Origin of the sequence: Actinoplanes sp. NPDC049265 (genome assembly GCF_043197135.1) — a bacterium.
GTDB lineage: Bacteria > Actinomycetota > Actinomycetes > Mycobacteriales > Micromonosporaceae > Actinoplanes.
The window spans coordinates 1,169,534-1,186,879 of the sequence record NZ_JBICSP010000001.1 but is presented as its reverse complement, the minus strand read 5'-3'; the positions used below and the strand labels follow the sequence as shown (position 1 = coordinate 1,186,879).

The 17,346-nt window shown below is 74.0% G+C and carries 20 protein-coding genes; 9 read left to right on the top strand and 11 right to left on the bottom strand.

The annotated features are described in order from the left end of the window. Window positions 1-25: 25 nt before the first annotated feature. Genes ACGFIO_RS05765 through ACGFIO_RS05755 form a run of 3 tightly spaced genes read left to right on the top strand, consistent with a single transcriptional unit; the run spans window position 26 to window position 2,231 of the window. Window positions 26-862, top strand: coding sequence for an undecaprenyl-diphosphate phosphatase (locus ACGFIO_RS05765; RefSeq protein ID WP_392822467.1), 837 nt, complete (start codon window positions 26-28; stop codon window positions 860-862). Between the two features lie 44 nt (window positions 863-906). Beyond that, window positions 907-1,869, top strand: a complete 963-nt coding sequence (locus ACGFIO_RS05760) for a DUF3626 domain-containing protein (protein ID WP_392822464.1) — start codon at window positions 907-909, stop codon at window positions 1,867-1,869. Next, window positions 1,866-2,231, top strand: coding sequence for a hypothetical protein (locus ACGFIO_RS05755; protein WP_392822461.1), 366 nt, complete (start codon window positions 1,866-1,868; stop codon window positions 2,229-2,231). Before ACGFIO_RS05760 ends, ACGFIO_RS05755 begins: the two co-directional genes overlap by 4 nt. On the opposite strand, the gene ACGFIO_RS05750 is transcribed toward ACGFIO_RS05755, so the two are convergent. The 7 genes from ACGFIO_RS05750 to ACGFIO_RS05720 form a co-directional block, all read right to left on the bottom strand. Beyond that, the gene (locus ACGFIO_RS05750) at window positions 2,212-2,730 is read right to left on the bottom strand and encodes a hypothetical protein (RefSeq protein ID WP_392822460.1); all 519 of its coding nucleotides are present in this window, start codon (window positions 2,728-2,730) and stop codon (window positions 2,212-2,214) included. The two genes, ACGFIO_RS05755 and ACGFIO_RS05750, sit on opposite strands and share 20 nt — an antisense overlap. A 51-nt stretch (window positions 2,731-2,781) precedes the next feature. Beyond that, window positions 2,782-3,495 carry a hypothetical protein gene (locus ACGFIO_RS05745; protein WP_392822457.1) on the bottom strand — a complete coding sequence of 238 codons (714 nt, stop codon included), beginning with the start codon at window positions 3,493-3,495 and terminating at the stop codon, window positions 2,782-2,784. A gap of 85 nt (window positions 3,496-3,580) precedes the next feature. Beyond that, complete coding sequence (locus ACGFIO_RS05740; protein WP_392822454.1) at window positions 3,581-3,946, bottom strand: GntR family transcriptional regulator; 366 nt, start codon at window positions 3,944-3,946, stop codon at window positions 3,581-3,583. Continuing rightward, complete coding sequence (locus ACGFIO_RS05735) at window positions 3,943-5,355, bottom strand: MFS transporter (RefSeq protein WP_392822452.1); 1,413 nt, start codon at window positions 5,353-5,355, stop codon at window positions 3,943-3,945. The genes ACGFIO_RS05740 and ACGFIO_RS05735 overlap by 4 nt, the downstream gene beginning before the upstream one ends. Window positions 5,356-5,367: 12 nt before the next feature. After that, the gene (locus ACGFIO_RS05730) at window positions 5,368-5,946 is read right to left on the bottom strand and encodes a hypothetical protein (RefSeq protein ID WP_392822449.1); all 579 of its coding nucleotides are present in this window, start codon (window positions 5,944-5,946) and stop codon (window positions 5,368-5,370) included. Further along, the gene (locus tag ACGFIO_RS05725; RefSeq protein WP_392822447.1) at window positions 5,943-7,745 is read right to left on the bottom strand and encodes a dynamin family protein; all 1,803 of its coding nucleotides are present in this window, start codon (window positions 7,743-7,745) and stop codon (window positions 5,943-5,945) included. Before ACGFIO_RS05725 ends, ACGFIO_RS05730 begins: the two co-directional genes overlap by 4 nt. Further along, a complete protein-coding gene (locus ACGFIO_RS05720) occupies window positions 7,742-9,232 on the bottom strand; it encodes a dynamin family protein (protein ID WP_392822445.1) in 1,491 nt (496 codons plus the stop codon). Before ACGFIO_RS05720 ends, ACGFIO_RS05725 begins: the two co-directional genes overlap by 4 nt. Window positions 9,233-9,396: 164 nt before the next feature. On the opposite strand from ACGFIO_RS05720, the gene ACGFIO_RS05715 reads away from it, so the two are divergent. From ACGFIO_RS05715 to ACGFIO_RS05700, 4 genes are read left to right on the top strand one after another with little or no spacing between them, the layout of a single operon-like run. Continuing rightward, a complete protein-coding gene (locus ACGFIO_RS05715; RefSeq protein ID WP_392822442.1) occupies window positions 9,397-12,072 on the top strand; it encodes a LuxR C-terminal-related transcriptional regulator in 2,676 nt (891 codons plus the stop codon). Next, on the top strand, window positions 12,069-12,599 hold the full coding sequence (locus ACGFIO_RS05710; RefSeq protein WP_392822439.1) for a LuxR family transcriptional regulator: 531 nt from the start codon (window positions 12,069-12,071) through the stop codon (window positions 12,597-12,599). Before ACGFIO_RS05715 ends, ACGFIO_RS05710 begins: the two co-directional genes overlap by 4 nt. Next, window positions 12,596-13,528, top strand: a complete 933-nt coding sequence (locus tag ACGFIO_RS05705) for a phosphotransferase (protein WP_392822437.1) — start codon at window positions 12,596-12,598, stop codon at window positions 13,526-13,528. The genes ACGFIO_RS05710 and ACGFIO_RS05705 overlap by 4 nt, the downstream gene beginning before the upstream one ends. Before the next feature lie 32 nt (window positions 13,529-13,560). After that, entirely contained in the window at window positions 13,561-13,956 is a 396-nt protein-coding gene (locus tag ACGFIO_RS05700) for a hypothetical protein (protein ID WP_392822434.1), read from the top strand. Between the two features lie 34 nt (window positions 13,957-13,990). Here ACGFIO_RS05700 and ACGFIO_RS05695 read toward each other — a convergent pair whose 3' ends face one another. Together ACGFIO_RS05695 and ACGFIO_RS05690 are read right to left on the bottom strand one after the other, a co-directional pair. Then, window positions 13,991-14,338, bottom strand: coding sequence for a hypothetical protein (locus ACGFIO_RS05695; RefSeq protein WP_392822432.1), 348 nt, complete (start codon window positions 14,336-14,338; stop codon window positions 13,991-13,993). Between the two features lie 160 nt (window positions 14,339-14,498). Next, window positions 14,499-14,660: a hypothetical protein gene (locus tag ACGFIO_RS05690; protein ID WP_392822430.1), complete on the bottom strand. Its 162-nt coding sequence runs from the start codon at window positions 14,658-14,660 to the stop codon at window positions 14,499-14,501. A 22-nt stretch (window positions 14,661-14,682) separates the two neighbouring features. Between ACGFIO_RS05690 and ACGFIO_RS05685 the strand changes: the two genes are divergently transcribed. Continuing rightward, the gene (locus ACGFIO_RS05685; protein WP_392822427.1) at window positions 14,683-15,186 is read left to right on the top strand and encodes an adenylyl-sulfate kinase; all 504 of its coding nucleotides are present in this window, start codon (window positions 14,683-14,685) and stop codon (window positions 15,184-15,186) included. Window positions 15,187-15,189: 3 nt separating this feature from the next. After that, a complete protein-coding gene (locus ACGFIO_RS05680) occupies window positions 15,190-15,924 on the top strand; it encodes a class I SAM-dependent methyltransferase (RefSeq protein ID WP_392822426.1) in 735 nt (244 codons plus the stop codon). On the opposite strand, the gene ACGFIO_RS05675 is transcribed toward ACGFIO_RS05680, so the two are convergent. Continuing rightward, on the bottom strand, window positions 15,903-16,646 hold the full coding sequence (locus ACGFIO_RS05675; protein WP_392822423.1) for a lysophospholipid acyltransferase family protein: 744 nt from the start codon (window positions 16,644-16,646) through the stop codon (window positions 15,903-15,905). The genes ACGFIO_RS05680 and ACGFIO_RS05675 overlap by 22 nt on opposite strands. Beyond that, the gene (locus ACGFIO_RS05670) at window positions 16,643-17,305 is read right to left on the bottom strand and encodes a hypothetical protein (protein WP_392822420.1); all 663 of its coding nucleotides are present in this window, start codon (window positions 17,303-17,305) and stop codon (window positions 16,643-16,645) included. Before ACGFIO_RS05670 ends, ACGFIO_RS05675 begins: the two co-directional genes overlap by 4 nt. Window positions 17,306-17,346: the final 41 nt, after the last annotated feature.

The following is a 17,346-nucleotide window of genomic DNA, read 5'->3' as shown; positions in this document are numbered from 1 at the left end:
GGGTTGATCACGGACGGGGTGGGGCTTGAACATCGTCGAAGCGGTGCTGTTGGGTGCGATCGAAGGGGTGACGGAGTTCCTTCCGATCTCTTCCACGGGTCATCTGACCATCGCGGAGAAGTTGCTGGGTTATCAGATCGACGATCCGGATATCACGGCGTTCACGGCGATCATCCAGTCGGGTGCGGTCATCGCGACGACGATCTTCCTGCGTAAGGATCTGATCCGGATCATCGTCGCGTGGTTGAAGGGGTTGTTCTCGGCCGAGGCGCGGCAGAATCCGGACTGGCGGTACGCGTGGGCGATCATCCTGGGGTCGATTCCGATCGGGATCATCGGTCTGTTGTTCCAGGATGCGATCGAGACGACGTTGCGGAGTCTGTGGTTCGTGGCCGGCGCGTTGATCTTGTGGTCGGGGGCGATGTGGTTCGCCGATCACGCGGCCACTCAGGTGCGCCATGAGGATGACGTGACGTGGAAGGACACGTTGATCATCGGGGTGGTGCAGTCGTTGTCGCTGATCCCGGGTATTTCCCGGTCGGGGGCGACGATGTCGGCGGGTCTGTTGCGCGACCTGGACCGGGTGACGGTGACGAAGTTGTCGTTCTTCCTGTCCATTCCGGCGTTGCTGGCGGCGTCGGCGCTGCAGACGGTGACCGAGTACGACAACATTTCCGGTGGGGTCGGCTGGGTGAACACCCTTGTCGCGCTGGGGGTGTCGTTCGTGGTCGGGTATGCGGCGGTGGCGTGGTTGTTGAAGTTCATCGCGAAGCACTCGTACAAGGTTTTCATCGCCTACCGGGTGGTGCTGGGTTCGCTGCTGATGGTGCTGCTGGCGACCAACGCGATCTCCCCGAAGTGACCCGGGGCGACTGAAGTGACCCGAAGCGGCCCGGGTGCGCCGGCGTGAGCGGGCCGCCCGAGCGGGCTCTGGCGCATGTGCGGGCGCTGGGTGTGGCCGGTGTCGTGCCGCCGGTGGTGGCCGGCTCGTCGGTGACGGTGAGTTTTCATCCGGACCGGTTGCTGGCCGACGGGTCGACGGTGGCGCAGCGGCTGGCGGCCGAGGGGGTGTACCGCAGTCAGTTCGAGACGGGGATCTCCAACGGTGGGCTGACCGCGTTCCCGGGCGGGGACCGGGATGTGTGGGAGCGGCGGATGTTCGGCGGGGCGTACGGGGCGCTGGCCGCCGGCCGGCCCGTCTACGGGGCGTTGAACCTGGCCGGGTTCGCCGACGGTGGGTCGCCGCGGTTCGGGAGTTGTTTTCTGCGGCTGGACCCGGCGGTGTCGGCGCGGGCGTCGTTCAGTCATGGTGATTCGGTGACCGAGCCGACGGTGGTGGGCACGCTGGACACGTTCGCCGGGATCTGGGCGGCGCTGCTGGCCGAGGTGGCGTCGACGGGTGCGGCACTGGGTCTGGCGGCGGCGTCGCCGGGGGAGTGGGTGGAGGCGCTGACTGGGCCGCGTACGGGCCCGGGGCGGTCGCTCGACGACTACGTGGAGGCGCAGATCCACGGCCCGCTCGAGCTGGGCGGCGCGGTCCAGGCGGTGGTGGCCGATCCGTCGTTCGCGGGTACGCCGACCGGTGCGCTGTTGTCCGGTCTGGCGCCGAGGCTGGAATACCACCAGGGTTTCGTCCTCGCCCCCGACGCGTTCCCGGCCGCCCTGCGGACCGCCCTGACGCCGCGGGTGGCGGCGTCGGTGGCCGACCGGTTCGCGGTGCCGGTGCTGAACGCGGAGGTGGTGGGCCGGGCGGCGCGGGCGGTGGTGCGTGACCCGGGGTCGTGGGCGCGGTTCGGTTCCCCGGCCGAGGTGCTGCAGGAGCTGAAGTACGTGTGGCACATCCTGGTTCTGCGCGGGGGCCCGGCGTGACCGGCGAGCGCCCGGACCCGGTCAACATCCAGGCGGCGGTGTCCGGTTCGGACGGCAAGGAACGCGCCCTGGAGGTGTGGTTGTGGCGGGCCGAGCGGGCCGGCTGGGCGGTGACGGTGCAGTCGCGGGCGGTGTCCGAGCCGGGTGACGTGTGCGCGGTGGTGCTGGTGGAGGGTTTGCGCTACCGGATCCGGCATTCGCCGCGGCTGCGCCGGCGGATGGGGTACGTGGAGGTGCCGGCGGGTGAGCATTTCGCGGCGACGGTGGCGCGGATGACGATGGGTGAGCCGGCGCCGGTCGAGTACGTGTGGGAGTTCCAGCACGCCGCGTGGGCCGAGCCGGTCATCGCGGACGGCTGGTGAGGAAGCCCAGCACCAGGGCGGTCCACCAGCCCAGCTGGGACACGAGGGTGGCGGCGAGCGACCGGGCCAGCAGGACGGCGGGCGGGTCGGTGTGCCGGTCGAGGGCGGTCAACAGGGCCGCGGCCCAGACGCCGTTGAGGCCGATGACCAGCACGGCGACGGCTTTGGCGTCGGCCGGGACGCCCAGGAACAGGCCGGAGGCGAGCAGCCCGGCGAACCCGGCCCAGGTGGGTACGTGGGCGGTCCGCGCGGTCCGCAGTACGTCGGTGAGGGTGCGGCGGCGGGCCAGCCACAGCAGCCCGGCCCAGTCGACCAGCAGGACCGCCCCGAATCCGGCGACCGTGGACCCGAGGTGGGCGAACAGGGCGATGTCGTGGACCAGCGGGCCGGGGTTCTGGTGCGGGGCGGCGATCAGGACGGCCGACCAGCCCAGCACGACGGCCAGGGCGCGGCGGGCCGGTGAGGTGGGGCGCCGGTGCCGGCCGGGTTCGACTGTCACATCGGTAGGAGACGGTGCCGCGGCCGGGCGACAACACAAAGCGCGCCTTGTTCACCAGCTGCCTTGCAGCAGCAGCAGGAACGGCGGGCCCGGGTCGGCGATGGTGGACACGTTGGCGGCGACGACGACCAGCGCGGCCGCGGCCGGCGCGGCGGTCAACAGGGTCAGTAGGCGGTGGCGGCGCCAGGCGGGCACGGACAGGGCGATGAGGGCGGCGGCGAGCAGGGCGACCAGGGCGGCCTTGACGACGTGCCACCGCACGTACTGTTCGAGCATCACGTCGAGGGCGGGTGACGCCGGGCCGTGCGCGAGCTCGTCGCGGACCTGGGTCAGGGCGGCGGTCACGTCGGTGCCGGTGGGACCGGTGGCCAGGTTCGGCAGCAGCGTGCCGAACGGTGACACGGCCCCTTGCACGTCGGCGATCAGCAGGACGGCCGCGGCGAACGCGAGGACCGCCAGGGGCAGCCGGTAGCGTCGCAGCCGGGCGGCCAGCGCGGCCAGGACGGCGAGCAGTGGCAGGGCGGTCGACACCCGTGCCAGGTGGTAGCGGAACTGGTCGTCGACGAGCTGCTGGAGGCTGGGCGGGAAGCCGGGGCCGCCGGTGGACCAGTAGGTGACGAAGGCGCGCGGGAAGTCGTCGGGCCGGGCGGGGCTCAGCCACAGGGGGATGAGGAAGAACGCGGCGGCCAGGACGACGGCCGCGGTGAGCAGCGCGGCGTCACGCCGCCGGGCTGCGATCGTGGCCCGGGGCGGCGTTTCTGTCATGCGCTTCACGCTAGCCAGCCGCCCGCTGCCGGTGACAGCCCACTGGCCCGACCTTCGGGGTAGGTCTGGCCCTACCCCGCCCGGCTCACCGCGGGTCGCTGAGCGCGGCGCGGATCAGGTCGACGGCCTGCTCGTCGGTGATGCCGAGGGCGTGGATCTTCGTCACGTAGGTGCGGGCGGCGGCCTGGGCCTCGGCGGGGGTGTGCGCGGCGCGGGCGGTGATCACGGTGCCGGCGCGTCCGCGGGTTTCGACCAGGCCGGCCTGTTCGAGTTCGCGGTAGGCGCGGGCGACGGTGTTGGCGGCCAGGCCCAGGTCGGTGGCGAGGGCGCGGACCGGGGGGAGTTTGTGTCCGGCGGGGTAGACGCCGGCGGCGGCCAGGGCGGCGATGCCGAGCCGGACCTGCTCGTAGGGCGCGACGGCGGAGTCGTGGTCGATGTGGATGCCGGTCACAGTGTCCTCGGTGGGGTGTTGCCGGCGGCGACGACGGCGCGGCGGATGGGGACCAGGGCGAGCAGGATCGCGCCGGCGACGAAGAAGACGACCAGGGAGACGATGCCGAGGCGGTAGCTGGCGGTGAGTTGGAAGACCAGGCCGAACAGCAGCGGGCCGAGCCAGCTGGTGCCCTTGTCGCTGATCTCGTAGAAGCCGTAGTACTCGCCTTCCTTGCCGGCCGGGATGAGCTGGGCGAACAGGCTGCGGGAGAGGGCCTGGCTGCCGCCCAGGACCAGGCCGATGGCCGCGCCGAGGATCATGAACTGGGTGGGGGCGCGTTCGGGGATGAAGTACGCGGCGACGACTACGCCCAGCCACAGGGCGAGGCTGACCAGGATGGTGTTGCGGGCACCGGCGCGGGCGGCGATGGCGCCGAGCAGCAGGGCGCCGCCGAAGGCGAGGAACTGCACGATCAGGATGGTGAGGATCAGGGTGGCCTGTTCCAGGTGCAGTTCCTCGGTGCCGAACTGGCTGGCCAGGGCGATGACGGTCTGGATGCCGTCGTTGTAGACCAGGTAGGCGAGCAGGAAGAACAGGGTCAGCGGGTACGCGCGGATGCCGCGCAGCGTGCGGCCGAGTTGCCGGAATCCGTCGGTCAGGACGTTCCCGCCACCCGTGCCCGACTCGCCGCCGGGGTGTTCGCGGAGCCAGAGCAGCGGCAGGAGGGTGAACAGGCCCCACCACACGCCGGCCGAGACGATGCACCAGCGGGCCAGGTCGAGGGTGCGTTGCGGGTCGCCGTCGACGCTCAGGCTCTGCACGACGACCAGGTTGGCGGCGAGCAGCAGGCCGCCGCCGAGGTAGCCCAGCGCCCAGCCGCGGGAGGATACTTTGTCGCGGTCGTCGGGGCCGGCCAGGCGGGGCAGGAACGAGTTGTAGACGACGATGGACGCGCCGCCGGAGATGTTGGCGATCAGGAACAGCACGCCGCCGAGCAGGTAGCGGTCGCCGGTGACGAACGCCATCGCGATCGTGGCGGCGGCCCCGGTGAACGCGGTCGCGGCGAGCAGGGGTTTCTTGCGGGCGGCGCGGTCGGCGACGGCGCCCATGACGGGCAGCACGAACACGGTCAGGAAGACCGACAGTGACACCAGGTACGGGTAGTAGGAGCCGGCGGCGACCGACAGGCCCAGCGGGTGCACGCGGCCGTCGCAGGTGTCGGCGCCCAGCCGGCAGCCGGCGGCGAGTTCGGTGACGGTGGTCAGGAACGGGCCGAGGAACACGGTGATGACGGTGGTGGAGAACGCCGAGTTCGCCCAGTCGTAGAAGTACCAGCCGGTGCGTTCCCGGCGGGTGGACACCGGGGTGTCGGTGGTGGACAAGTGCCCTCCCGGGGGCGCTGCGCGGACGGGTGCCGCGCAGATCATCGCACCGGTGGTCTACGCGTCGGTGTCGCCCGGCCGGTAGAACTCGGCCAGCGCGGCGGTGGCCGGGTCCTCGGAGGCGGCCAGGTGCGCCCACGGGTCGGCGCCCGGCGGCAGGTCCTCGGCGGCGTAGGCGGCCAGTTCGGACGGGTCCTGGGCGGGCATCCGGTCGAGCATGGCCTGGTCGACGAACCCGGCGTGGGACATGCCGAGGCTGCCGGTGTCGATCCAGGGGAAGCCGTCGACCGGTTCGGGCAGCGGCCCGACCTCGAGCATCGGCGGGAACATCTCGTCGGCCTCGGCCGTGACCGGGGGCTCGCCGTCGGTGTCGTGCTCGGCGTGTCCGGCCACCACGATTTCCTCGGCGGCGGGCGAGTGGGAGTCGTCGTCGTGGTCGTCGTCGACGGTGACGCCGTGGTGGTGGTCGTGGTCGTGGTCGTCGTCGGGTAGTTCGTCGTGTGGCGGCCAGGCGTCGTTGTGCGGTTCCGGCAGCGGGTGCTCGGCGCCGGTGTCGAGGCCGTCGTGGTCGAAGGCGTGCTGCTGACCCTCGTCGTCGTGCCCGTCGTGGTGGTCGGGCCAGCCGTGCTCGCTCATCGCTGCTCCTTCGGGGTGGGGGTCAGGGCCGCGGCCCGGGTCAACACCTCGTCGACCTGGGTGATGCGGGTGCGGATGCTGTCGCGTTCCTTCTGCGCGGCGGCGCGGCGGCGGGCCCGGCCGGCCGCGTCGGACGCCGCGGCGGCGTCGATGTCGGCGATGTTCTGGTCGAGTTCGCGTAGCCGCCGTTCGACCGCGTCGTCGACCGCCACCGACAGCGCGTATTGCAGGTCGGTGAACCGGTAGGAGATCTCGTCGGACAGGGCCGCGCGGGCCTCGGCGAGGACCTCGCGCAGCCAGACCCGGGCCTGTTGCCGGTCGGTCTGCACCCGCCGCCGGTACAACACGTAACCGCCGGCGGCCAGGCCGAGACCGATGCCGGCGACCGGGATGAGCAGGCCGCCCGCGGCCAGCCCGCCGGCGCCGAGCACGGACGCGCCGAGCATGGCGCCGCGGCCGGCCATGAACGCGATCCCGCCGGCCGACAGGGCGATCAGCACGTTGTCGGAGGCGCCGTCGCGTGGCTGCGCCGACTCCAGGGTGTGCCGCAGGGTGGCGTTGACTCCGGTGAGCATCTGCTCGCGGTCGGCGTCGTCGAACACCTCGGCCAGTACCGTCTCGCCGACCTGCCGGAACGTGTCCCGCAGGTCCTGCGACAGGGCGACGGCGACGGCCTGCAACTCGGCGTCGACGTCCTGCGGCAGGGCGGCCAGGGTGTCGCGGCGCGCCGCGTCGATGCGGGTGCTGAAGTCCTGTTGCACGGCGGCGACGCGGGTGCGTAGCTTCCCGACGACCTCGGTGCGGGCCCGCTGGGTCTCCGATGACAGCAGCAGGCTCCAGTGGCGGGACTCGGTGCGTTTGCGGGCGGCCAGGGCGGCGCGGTCCGCGCGTACCTTCGCCTGTTGTTCCGGATCGGCCTCGGCCGCGGTCACCCGCGCCTGCGCGGCGGCCGCCAGCCGGGCCAGTTCACCGCGGGCGCTGCGCAGCACGTTGGCCAGTTGCAGCTGGTGGCCGCGGCCGGCCAGGTCGATCAGGGCGTGCTGCAGGGCGGCGATCTGCGACGCGTCGGCCAGGGTGGACTGCTCGGCCGGAGGCTGCGCGAGGGCCAGCTCGGCCAGCCGCGCCGACACCGGGAACCAGGGGGCGGCGGCGAACCGGGGGGCGTGGGCACGCAGCAGGGCCTGGTTGTCGTCGCGGATGCGCCGCCAGCCGCCGAACGCGTCGACCTTGGTCAGGGCGAACACCACGTTGTTGACCCGTTCGCTGGCCGCGACCAGGAACGTCAGCTCGGGCTGCGACAGCGGCGCGGACGCGTCGGCGACGAACAGCAGGGCGGTGGCCCGGTCGACGGCGTCGAGCGCGACCGTGGTGTGGGCCGGGTCGAGGCCGCCGACGCCGGGGGTGTCGAGCAGGCTGACGTAGCGCAGCAGCGGCGCCGGGTGGGTGACCTCGATGCGGCGGGCCCGCCTTTCACCGGTGGCCCAGTCGGCCAGGTCGTGCACGTCGACGGTCTCGCCGCCGGGCAGCACCGCCCGGGCCGCCGCCGCTCCCGGGGCGAAATGCAGGTAGGTGCTGGTGGCCACGGCGGCGTCGACCGGCGACAGGCCGGGCACCCCGAGCAGGGCGTTGAGCAGGCTGCTCTTGCCGCGTTTGGTCTCGCCGACGAGCACGATCGACGGGCGGGTGACGCGGGTACGCCGCAGGTCGGCCAGCTCGGCGCCGGCGTCCGGGTCCTCCCGGCGCACGAAGGCCAGCACGGCGTCGACCACGCGTTCCAGCTCGCCGCGCTGTGCGGTCACGGCCGCACCTGCTTGCTGAGCAGGTAGAAGCCGCGGTGGGCGACCTGCGCGACCCGGGACTGGGCCGGGCCGGCGCCGGCCACGGCGAACACCCGCCACCGGTTCGCGGCCTGCAACGCGGCCTCGGCGAGCGCGTCGACCGGAGCTTCGGGCAGCTGCAGGATCCACCGCGGGTCGGTCGAGGTGGCCAGCCGGGTCAGTTCCTGTTCCCACTCGGCCGGCAGCGGCACGTCGCCGGTGGCGACCCGCTGCGCGGCGGCGATGACCCGCAACCGGTGGTAGTCGGGTTCCCGCAGCACCCGTTCGACGGCGTCGCGGATCGTCTCCCGGTCGCTGCGGTCGCGGGTCAGCCCGGCCAGGCGTTCCAGCCGGGCCAGAGCCCAGCCGGCCTTGATCGCGTCCGAACGCCACCGGAACGCGTCCTGCAGGGTGTGCCGCAGCCGGGGGAACCCGGACACGGCCAGCAGCCGCTGCTGCAGCACCGACGCGCTCAGGCCGGGCTCGGCGCGCAGCTGGGCGATCGCGAAGCCGATGCCGTACAGGTCGAGCCCGGTCAGCAGACGTTCGCGGCGTTCGGCGGGCACGTCGGCGGGACGGGACCGGAACAGGTCGGCCGAGGCCAGCAGCACCGCCAGGTCGGGGGCGGCCGACAGGGTCCGCAGGGCGTCGACGTCGGCGCCGGTCAGCCGGCCGGTCTCGGCGGTCTCGGCGAGCAGGCCGGCCACCGGGACGACCTCGCTGACCGTACGGGCCAGCAACCGCCCTTGATCGCCGGCCAGCGGCGCGGCCACCGGCCACGGGTCACCGGCCCCACCGACCAGGGTGTCGACCTTGCCGAACACGCCCAGCGCGTTGATCGGCGAGGACGCCAGCCGAGCCGACGCCGCCCGGAACGCCTCCAGGGCGCGCACGTCGTCGGCCCGCACGGCCTGGGTGAACACGTAGACCACGGCCTCGGCCGCGGCCACCTCCGAGGTGGAGTCGGCGTCGATGTCCAGATCGAACGGTGCCGTGGCGGTGCCGGCGGCCTCGGCCGCGCGCTCGGAGACCAGGGCGTCGGTCGACGCCAGGCCGGGCGTGTCCACCACCGTCAGGTCGAGCAGCTTCGCACTGGTCAAGGTCACGTCCACGTAGGCCACCCGGGCGGCCGGCACACCGAGACGCTGCGGGATCATCCCGTCGTCGTCCAGCGGCAGGCTGTGCCGGGACCCGTCGCGGCACACCACGTCGACCCGGTCGGCCGGCCCGTACCGGAACCGGGTCACCACCCGGGTGCACTCACCGACCGCGGTCGGGGCGACCCGCCGGCCGATCAACGCGTTGACAAGTGTCGACTTTCCGGCTTTCAGACGCCCGGCGATCGCCACCCGCAACGGCTCATGCAACCGTTCACCGATGTGTCGTACCTGCCCAGCAACGTCCGGACCGGTCGATGCGACGATCTCGTCACACAGCGTGGCCAGGCGGGCGGATAGCGGTCCGGTCACGACGACTCGTCAGCCGAGCACACTGTCAGCAACAATGGCACAACTGCCTTTCTTCACAGGAATGGCCGGCGTCAGAGCGGGAACGCCCTGACGCAGCACAGCCTACGAGGGGCGGCCCGGGGGCGGATCCCGTGTTCGTGCCACGACGGGGGAGGAGACACGGGTTGGCGGACCCTGAGGACCTGGCCGGCACGGCCACGGACCAACTGCTGCACGCCCCCGGCCTGGTGATCATCACCGGGCCGCCCGGGTCCGGCCGCAGCACCGTGCTGCGGGCGGCCGCCGCGCGCGCCGCCGGGCCGGTGTTCACCGGCGGCGGCCTGGCCATGCTGCGCGGCGTACCCGCCCTCGCCCTGTCCCGGGCCGTCCGCGCCCGGCTGCCCGGCCACGACGTGCACCTGCTCGCCGAGGCGGTCCGATCCCGGGTCAAGGGCGGCCTGCTGGTCCTCGACGACCTGCAGTACGCCGACCCCGCCACCCTGGCCGCCGTCGCGCTGATCGGCCGGCACTGCCGCGTCCTGGCCGCCCTGCGCACCCCCCACCGCCTCGACGAGGCCCTGCTGGCCGGCGCCGTCCGCCTCGACGTGCCACCGCTGGGCCGCGAAGCCGCCCTCGACCTGGCCCGCCGCGCCGGCGGCCCGCTCGACGAGCAGACCCTGGCCGCGGTGGCCGACCGGGCCGGCGGCAACCCCCTCGCGATCTCCGCGCTGGCCCGGCAGGCCGCGGCGGGCCGCGCGGCGCCCGGCTCCGACATCGACCAGGTGGCGTACGCCATCGCGACCGCCCTGGCCGACCTGCCCCGGCCCGCCCGCACCGCCCTGGCCGCGCTCGGCCTGCTCGGCCGCCCCGCACCGGCCGCCCTGCTCGGCCCCGGCGCCGCCGACCTGACCGCCGCCGGGCTGGTCCACGACACCGGCGACGGCCTCGTACCCACCTCCACCTACGTCGCCGAGACCGCGGCCGGGCTGCTCGACGCCGACGCCCGCACCGACCTGCACCGGCGCCTGGCCGAACTCACCCCACCGGCCGAGGCCGCCCGGCACCTCGCGGCCGCCGGCGAGCACCGGGCGGCGTTCCGGGCCGCCCTGACCGCGGCCGACGCCACCGGCGGCGGCGACCGGGCCGCGCTACTGCTGTTCGCCTGCGACCTGCCGGTGCCGATCGACCCGCGGGTACGCATCGCCGCGGCCGACGCCGCCCTGACCGCCGGCCGGCCCCGCGCCGCCGCGGCCGTCCTCGACACCGGTGAACCCCTCGGCCTCGACGCCGACGTGCTCCGCGGCGAAGCACTCCTGCAGGCCGGCCTGCCCGCCCAGGCCCGCGACACCGCCGGACGAGTACCCGACGCCGCCCCCGCGCCGGTGCTCGCCGCCCGCGACCGGGTGCTGCTGCTGGCCGAACTCGCCCTCGATCCCGCATCGGCCCTGGACACCGCCGACAAGATCAGCGCCCGGCATCCATCACCGCCGCCCGGTGTGGCCGCCGCCCTGGCCGCGGTGCACGCCGCGCACCGCACCGACGGCTGGGCCGCCGAGCTGGCCGGCGCCGCCGCCAACCTCGCCGACAAACCGGCCGCCCGCGCCGCGGCGTGGCTGCTGGTGGAGACCCTCGCCGCCGACGGGCGGCTGGCCGAGTCCGCGGCCGCCGCCCGCACCGCCGCGGCGGCCTGCCGCGCCGACCTGGCCTACGGGTGGGAGACCCGCTTCCTGGCCGCCGCCGACTGGGCCATCGCCCTGCACGGCGCCCCCCTGCCACCCGCAACCGCCCACCCCGCCTCCTCCGACCCCATCTCCGCCCAGTCCGCCTTCTCTCGACCCGCCGTCTCCGAGGCCGGCGGTGACCCCCGCCTCAGCACCCGGCCTGCCGCTGGACCTGCGGCGTCGCAGCTTGGCGCTGGGAACGCTCCCGACAGCCTGGTCTCCGGTGGCTCGGCGTCAGGGGGCGGCGGCGCTGCTTCCGGTTCCGGCGACGGGCGCGGCGGCGGCGCGGCGGCAGGTGGTACGACGGTGGGTGAGGCGGGGGTGGACGACGGGCCCGACGCGGTGCTGCGGCGGGCCGCGAACCTGGCCGACCGGTCCCTGCCGGACGACGCCCGCGCCTACGCGACCGCGGCGACCGCGCTCGTCGAGGCCGACACCGGGCTGCTCGCCGCCGCCCGCGCCCGCCTCGGCGACGCCCCCGCCCACCCGGCCACCGCCTGGGTCGGCCGGGAGGCGGCCTGGCTCGACGGGCAACCCGACCGGGCCACCACCGGCGGCGGTGACGGCGGGCCGGGGCTGCTGGCCGGGCTGGCCGCGATCACCGGCCGCTGGGCGTCCTACGACCTCGGCGCCCAGGAAGCGCCACCGATCCCGCCCGACGTGCCCGCCGCCGCCCGCCGGACCCTGCTCGCGTGGGCGACCGGAACCGGGTTCGCGGCGGCCGCCGCCGCGTGGACCCCGACCGCGCTACGCGAGCAGATCCGGTGCCTGCTCGCCGCCGGCCTGCACGAGACCGTGCCCGCCCGGGCGATCGACGCGCTGCTGGCGGCCGAACGGCTCGCCGACGCGGCCGGGCTGACCGTGCTGGCCGGGCGGGCCCGCCGCGGGCTGCGCCGGCACAACGTGCAACGCGACACGCGCAGCCCGCGCTCGGGCAGCAAACTGACCAACCGGGAGGTAGACGTGTTGCGGCTGGTCGCGGCCGGGGAGCCGACCCGCCGGATCGCCGGGCAACTGGGCATCTCGGCCGAGACCGTGGACACCCACATCCGGGCCGGGATGCGCAAGCTGGGCGCCCGGACCCGCACCGAGGCGGCCGCTCTCGCCTTCACACCCGACCTTGGGGAGGTCCGCCGGTGACGCGACAGCCTGACGCACCGCGGCACGTGGTGACCTCCGGCGGTGACGCCGACACCGTGCTGCGACGCCTGATCCGCGACGGGTGGCAGACCCAGGAGGGGTTCGCGCTGCCGCAGCAGGCGTGGGACGCCCCCGACCGGCTGGTGCTGCACGGCCGGATCGGCGACCAGGACACGCTGCAGCTGTGTGTGCTGGCCGCGGCCCGCGGCGCCGGGATCGTGGCGATCTGTGACACCGAGTCGCCGCTGGGGCGGGCGCTGGTCGACGACCTGAGCCGGCTCGGCCCGATCCAGCACGGCCCCGGCGCCGACGGCGGGGACGCGATCGCCGAGCTCGTACCCGAGCAGCGGGCCCTGCTGGACCGCCTGGCCGCCGGTGACACGATCGCCGCGGCCGCCGCCGCCGAATATCTGAGCCTGCGCACCGCGAACCGGCGCATCGCCGAGGCGCGGGCCCTGTTCGGAGTGCGCACCACCCGCGAGGCGGTGCTGGCCTATCTGCGGCAGCGGGCCCAGCAGCAGCGATGACCGGCGAACCCGCCGACGACACCCTCCCGCGCGCCGCCGGCGTGAGCGGCCGGGATCGCCTCGGCGACGTCCCGGCCGGCGGCAGAACCGTCGGTGACGGCGGCACGGTGCAACGTCTGGACGCCGAGGCGGTCGCCGCGCGGATCGCCGACATCACCGGGGTGCGGCTGGTCGTGGAGGGCCCGTGTCCCGGCGGTGAGGTCGGCGCCGCCTACGTGTGCTGGCCCGACGGACGGCGTTCGGTGCTGTCGGAGGGCAACGCCCGGGTCGCACCGCTGCTCGACCGGGCCCGCGCGGCCGGCGTACCCACGGCCCGGCAGGAACTGACCGCCCACGTCGACGGGCGGCGGGTGATCGTGCAGCAGCGGCTGCCCGGCACCCCGCCCGCGACGGTCGACGCCGCCCTGGTCCGGCAGCTGATCGACGTCAACACCCGGCTGGCCGGCCTGCTGTCCAGCGCGCCGTCGGGGCCGCGGCCCGTCGATCTGCATCTGAGCGGTGACGGTCCCGGTTTCTGCCTGCACCAGCCCCTCGCCGGGTACGGGGGCCGAGCCGCCCGCCTGCTCGACCACGTCCACGAGGTCGGCGCCGCGCTGCCCCACATCACCGGCGACGACCTGGTCCACTTCGACTTCCACCCGCGCAACGTGCTCGTGGCCGGCGGCCGGATCACCGGCGTCGTCGACTGGGACGGCGCGGCCCGCTACGACGGGACGTTCGACCTGGTCACGTTGCGGTTCACGCTGGCCCGCGAGCAGCCGCGGCTGGTCGCGATGGTCGACGAGGTCCTGCGTGGACGCGACCCGGCGCGGCTGCGGGCGTACTGGGCGCACATGAGCCTGCGCCAGGTCGACTGGTCGATCCGCCATCACGACAGCTCCACGGTTGAAGCGTGGCTGGACGTCACCGAGACCCATTCACTACGCTGATCCGTAATTACGGACTAGCGGAGGAGACCGTGGTGAGTGACAACCCGCTGATGACAGCCCTGCACACCTGGCGCCACACCGGAGCCCCCGGCGGCACCATCGGATACGCCGGCTACCTGCCCGGCCGCGACCTGCTCTGGTCCCGCCAGACCCCCGTGGCCGACCTGCCGCCCACCGACTGGACACCGACCGCCGCGGTGCTGCGATGCCTGACCGACCCCACCCGCCTGGCCGCCCTGGCCGACCTGCTCGCCGGCCGCGGCCCCCTGCCCGCCGAACACGTCGCGCCGCTGGAGGCGGCCGGCCTGATCACCCGCCGGCACACCGGCGAACACGACATCGCCCCACAGGCGGCGGTACCCCTGCTGACCATCCTGGCCGCCGCGACCAACATCGCCACCGACACCAGGCCCGCCGCCCTCCGATAGCTCCCGCCTCCCCGCGTACGCGGGAACCGGCCGGTCACCGGCGGTAGAGGTGGTGGGAGCGGTTCGGATGGCGGTTGCGGCGGGCCCCCGGCGCCAGGAACCGGCCCCGGTTACGCGCCCGCCGGCGGCACGGGGCACACGCGGCCAGCCGCCCGTCATCCGGCACCAGCAGACGAGCCGGGACGTCACGCCGCCAATCCGGGAACGTGGCGCCCGTCCAAGCCAGGGGAGCGGCCCCGCTCCGGCGCAGGTGATCGCCGGCACGGTCGAGCTCGAGCAGCCGGGCGAGCCGCGTCCACCCAGGACCGCCCGGCCGCCGCGCATCGAGGCTGGACGCGGCCGACCGGACGCCGATCAGCCGCGGCAGATCGCTGTTCTCCACAAGCCGCTGTCTACCACCACCGTGCGGCGAAGGCCCAGCGATTTACCGCCGGGCCTTCGCCGAGGGTGACCACGCACGCAGGTGGAGCGAAGCGACCTCGGCGGGAGCTGCGGTCAGCACCACCCACCCAGCTACGACATCCAGCCCTTGAACTTGATCCTCACAGAGTGATCCAGTAGCGGCACACCCCGGCGCGGACCGATTCCACCCTTCCGCCGTCGCGTTCGATCGTGCGCGCCGACGCGACGTTGCCGGCCCGGCGGGGGAGCAGCACCACCCGCGCCTCGGCCAACAAGGTCGCCGGCAGGATCAGCACGGGCACCGGTCCACCGTAGGGTGTCGGCATGGACCGCACGGCGCTGCTGATCTCCGGGACGGTCGGGGCGGGCAAGACGACAGTGGCCGACGCGCTCGGCGACCTGCTGCGGGCCGACGGCGTACCGGGGGCCGTCCTGGACGTCGACTGGCTCCGGCGGGCCTGGCCGGCGCCGCCCGGCGACCGGTTCAACCACCACCTGACCCTGCGCAACCTGCGGGCCGTCGCGGCCAACCTCAGCGGGCGGATCGTGCTCGCAGGCGTGATCGAGAGCCGCGCCGACCGCGACGACTACCAGGCCGCCCTGGACGCGCCGCTCACCGTGGGCCGGCTGCGGGTCGACCTCACGACCGTACGGGAACGGCTGCGGCGCCGGCACGCCGACGACGACGAAGGGCTGCGCTGGCACCTGCGACGCTGCGGCGAACTGGACGCGATCCTGGCCGCCGCCGCCGTGGAAGACTTCGTGATCGACGGCGGCGGCACGATCCGGCAGGTCGCAAATGCGATGCGGACGGCGGCCGGCTGGTGAACCATGTCCGCTGTGGAATGGGTACGGGAGTTTTACACGCGAACCGGTGAATGGTGGGGCGCCGCCGAAGCCGACGTCACCGACACCGACCGGCAACGCGCCGCCCGCATCAGCCAGGTCACCGGCCACGACGAGCCGTTACGGGTGCTCGAACTCGGCTCCGGCTACGGCGGCGCGGCCGTCGCCACCGCCCAGGCCGGCCACACCGTCACCGCGATCGAGCTGACCGACCGGGCCCGGCACACCCCACGCCTAGCCGCCGAACACGACGTCACCGTCGACCTGATCCGCGGCGACTTCCACACCGCCGACACCGGCGGCCGGTTCGACGTCGTCACCTACTGGGACGGCTTCGGCGTCGGCGGCGACGACGACCAGCGGCGGCTGCTCACCCGCATCGCCCGCGACTGGCTCGCCCCCGGCGGCGCCGCCCTCATCGACGTCTACGACCCGTTCGCCTGGGCCGCCCAGCACGGCACCCGGGAACACCGCGACGCACAACCCGACGACGGCTACCCCAACGAACTCGAACGGCTCCTCACCTTCGACCAGCCGACCTGCACCGCCACCGACACCTGGTGGGTCTCCACCCGCCCGCACCAGCCGATCAGCCAACGGCTGCGCTGCTACACCCCGGCCGACCTGGCCCTGCTGCTCACCGGCACCGGCCTGAACCTGACCGGCACCCGGCAACCACTCGACCCCGACGACTGGAGCTACCTGGCCGTCCTGCGCTGACGCACCCGCGACAAATCCACCGGCCGGGTCCGGTCCACGAACCGGGGCACCCGCATCTCACCGGCCCGCAACGGCGTCAACACCGCGTCGATGCCCTCCACGATCAGCCGAGTCGCCACCCGCGGGTCGTCGCGCGACACGTCGATGGCGGCACCGAAACCGACCCGCACCACCGGACGATGCCACACCGCGTACGCCAACGACCGCAGCAGCCGCCGGGGAGCCACATACGCCATGACGGCATGCGTGCCCCACTGCGCCACCGGCACCACCGGAGCACCCGACAACGCCGCCATCCGCGCCGCCCCGGTCTTGCCCCGCTCCGGCCACATCCACGGATCCAAACCGATGCGCCCCTCGGGATAGACCAGCACCGCCGACCCCTCCCGCAACGCCGCCACCGCGGCCGGCAACGCCTCAGCCACCCGCGCCGTACGCCGATCCACCCGGATCTGCCCACACGCCCGCATCACCGACCCCAGCACCGGCGCCCGGAACACCCCACCGGTGGCCATGAACCGCGGCACCACACCCACCCGCGCACACGCCGCCATCATCACCACCGGATCCACCGGGCTCACATGATTGACCGCCAGAATCACCGGCCCACCACCCGGCACCCGCCCCGACACCCGCAACCGGCACAACGGAAACAGCAGCACCCGCGCGAACCGCAACAGCAGCCGCCACAACCACGGCGCCCGCCACAACCCGTCACTCACCCGGCGTCGCGCAGCTCCGCCAGCCGCGACTCGATCTCGGCCAGCTGCGCCCGCAACCGATCCGCCTCCTGCTCGGCCTCCTTACGTTCGGCCGACAGGATCTGCTCAACCGCCTCCTGCACCCCCGGCACATCCACCAGCGACACCATCCGCATCGCCTCGGCAGGCTTGATCACATAAGGCTTCGCCAGCGTCTTGGCCCCCTGCGCGGCCGACACCAGCCACTCACCCTCGGCGTAGGCCAACGTCACGGTCAGACCCGGCGGCGTCTTCGCCTTCACCGGCCGCGCCGGCTTACGCGGAGCAGGAGCAGTCACCGGCTCAGCCTGCACCGCCTCGACCACCGGCGCCGGACGACTCGCGGGAAGATCCTCCAGAATCGGCGGCCCCTGCAACTCCGGCTCCGCCACCGGCGCCTTCTTACGCGGCGGCGTCGCACCCTTGGGCGCGATCACCAGATCAGCGGGGGAGAACGGCAACTCGTCACGCCCGAACTTCACCACCACCCAGTCGTCGGACTCCGCCGGATCGGTCAACCCGACCACCTGACCCAGCTGACCCACGATCTGCCCCGCCGACTCGGTGAACTGCACCCTCGGCTTGCGGCCCGCCGCCAACCCCTCACGGACCACTCGGACATCGTCCTCGGACAGACCCATAACCGACCCCACCTTCGTACGTCTGTGCCAATGCGCCTATG

Excerpts from the sequence above, each read along its gene's own strand:
- ACGFIO_RS05745 (WP_392822457.1), bottom strand. The coding sequence starts at position 3,495 with ATGACAGAAACGCCGCCCCGGGCCACGATCGCAGCCCGGCGGCGTGAC.
- ACGFIO_RS05735 (WP_392822452.1), bottom strand. The coding sequence starts at position 5,355 with ATGATCTGCGCGGCACCCGTCCGCGCAGCGCCCCCGGGAGGGCACTTG.
- ACGFIO_RS05730 (WP_392822449.1), bottom strand. The coding sequence starts at position 5,946 with ATGAGCGAGCACGGCTGGCCCGACCACCACGACGGGCACGACGACGAG.
- ACGFIO_RS05705 (WP_392822437.1), top strand. The coding sequence starts at position 12,596 with ATGACCGGCGAACCCGCCGACGACACCCTCCCGCGCGCCGCCGGCGTG.
- ACGFIO_RS05685 (WP_392822427.1), top strand. The coding sequence starts at position 14,683 with ATGGACCGCACGGCGCTGCTGATCTCCGGGACGGTCGGGGCGGGCAAG.
- ACGFIO_RS05680 (WP_392822426.1), top strand. The coding sequence starts at position 15,190 with ATGTCCGCTGTGGAATGGGTACGGGAGTTTTACACGCGAACCGGTGAA.
- ACGFIO_RS05670 (WP_392822420.1), bottom strand. The coding sequence starts at position 17,305 with ATGGGTCTGTCCGAGGACGATGTCCGAGTGGTCCGTGAGGGGTTGGCG.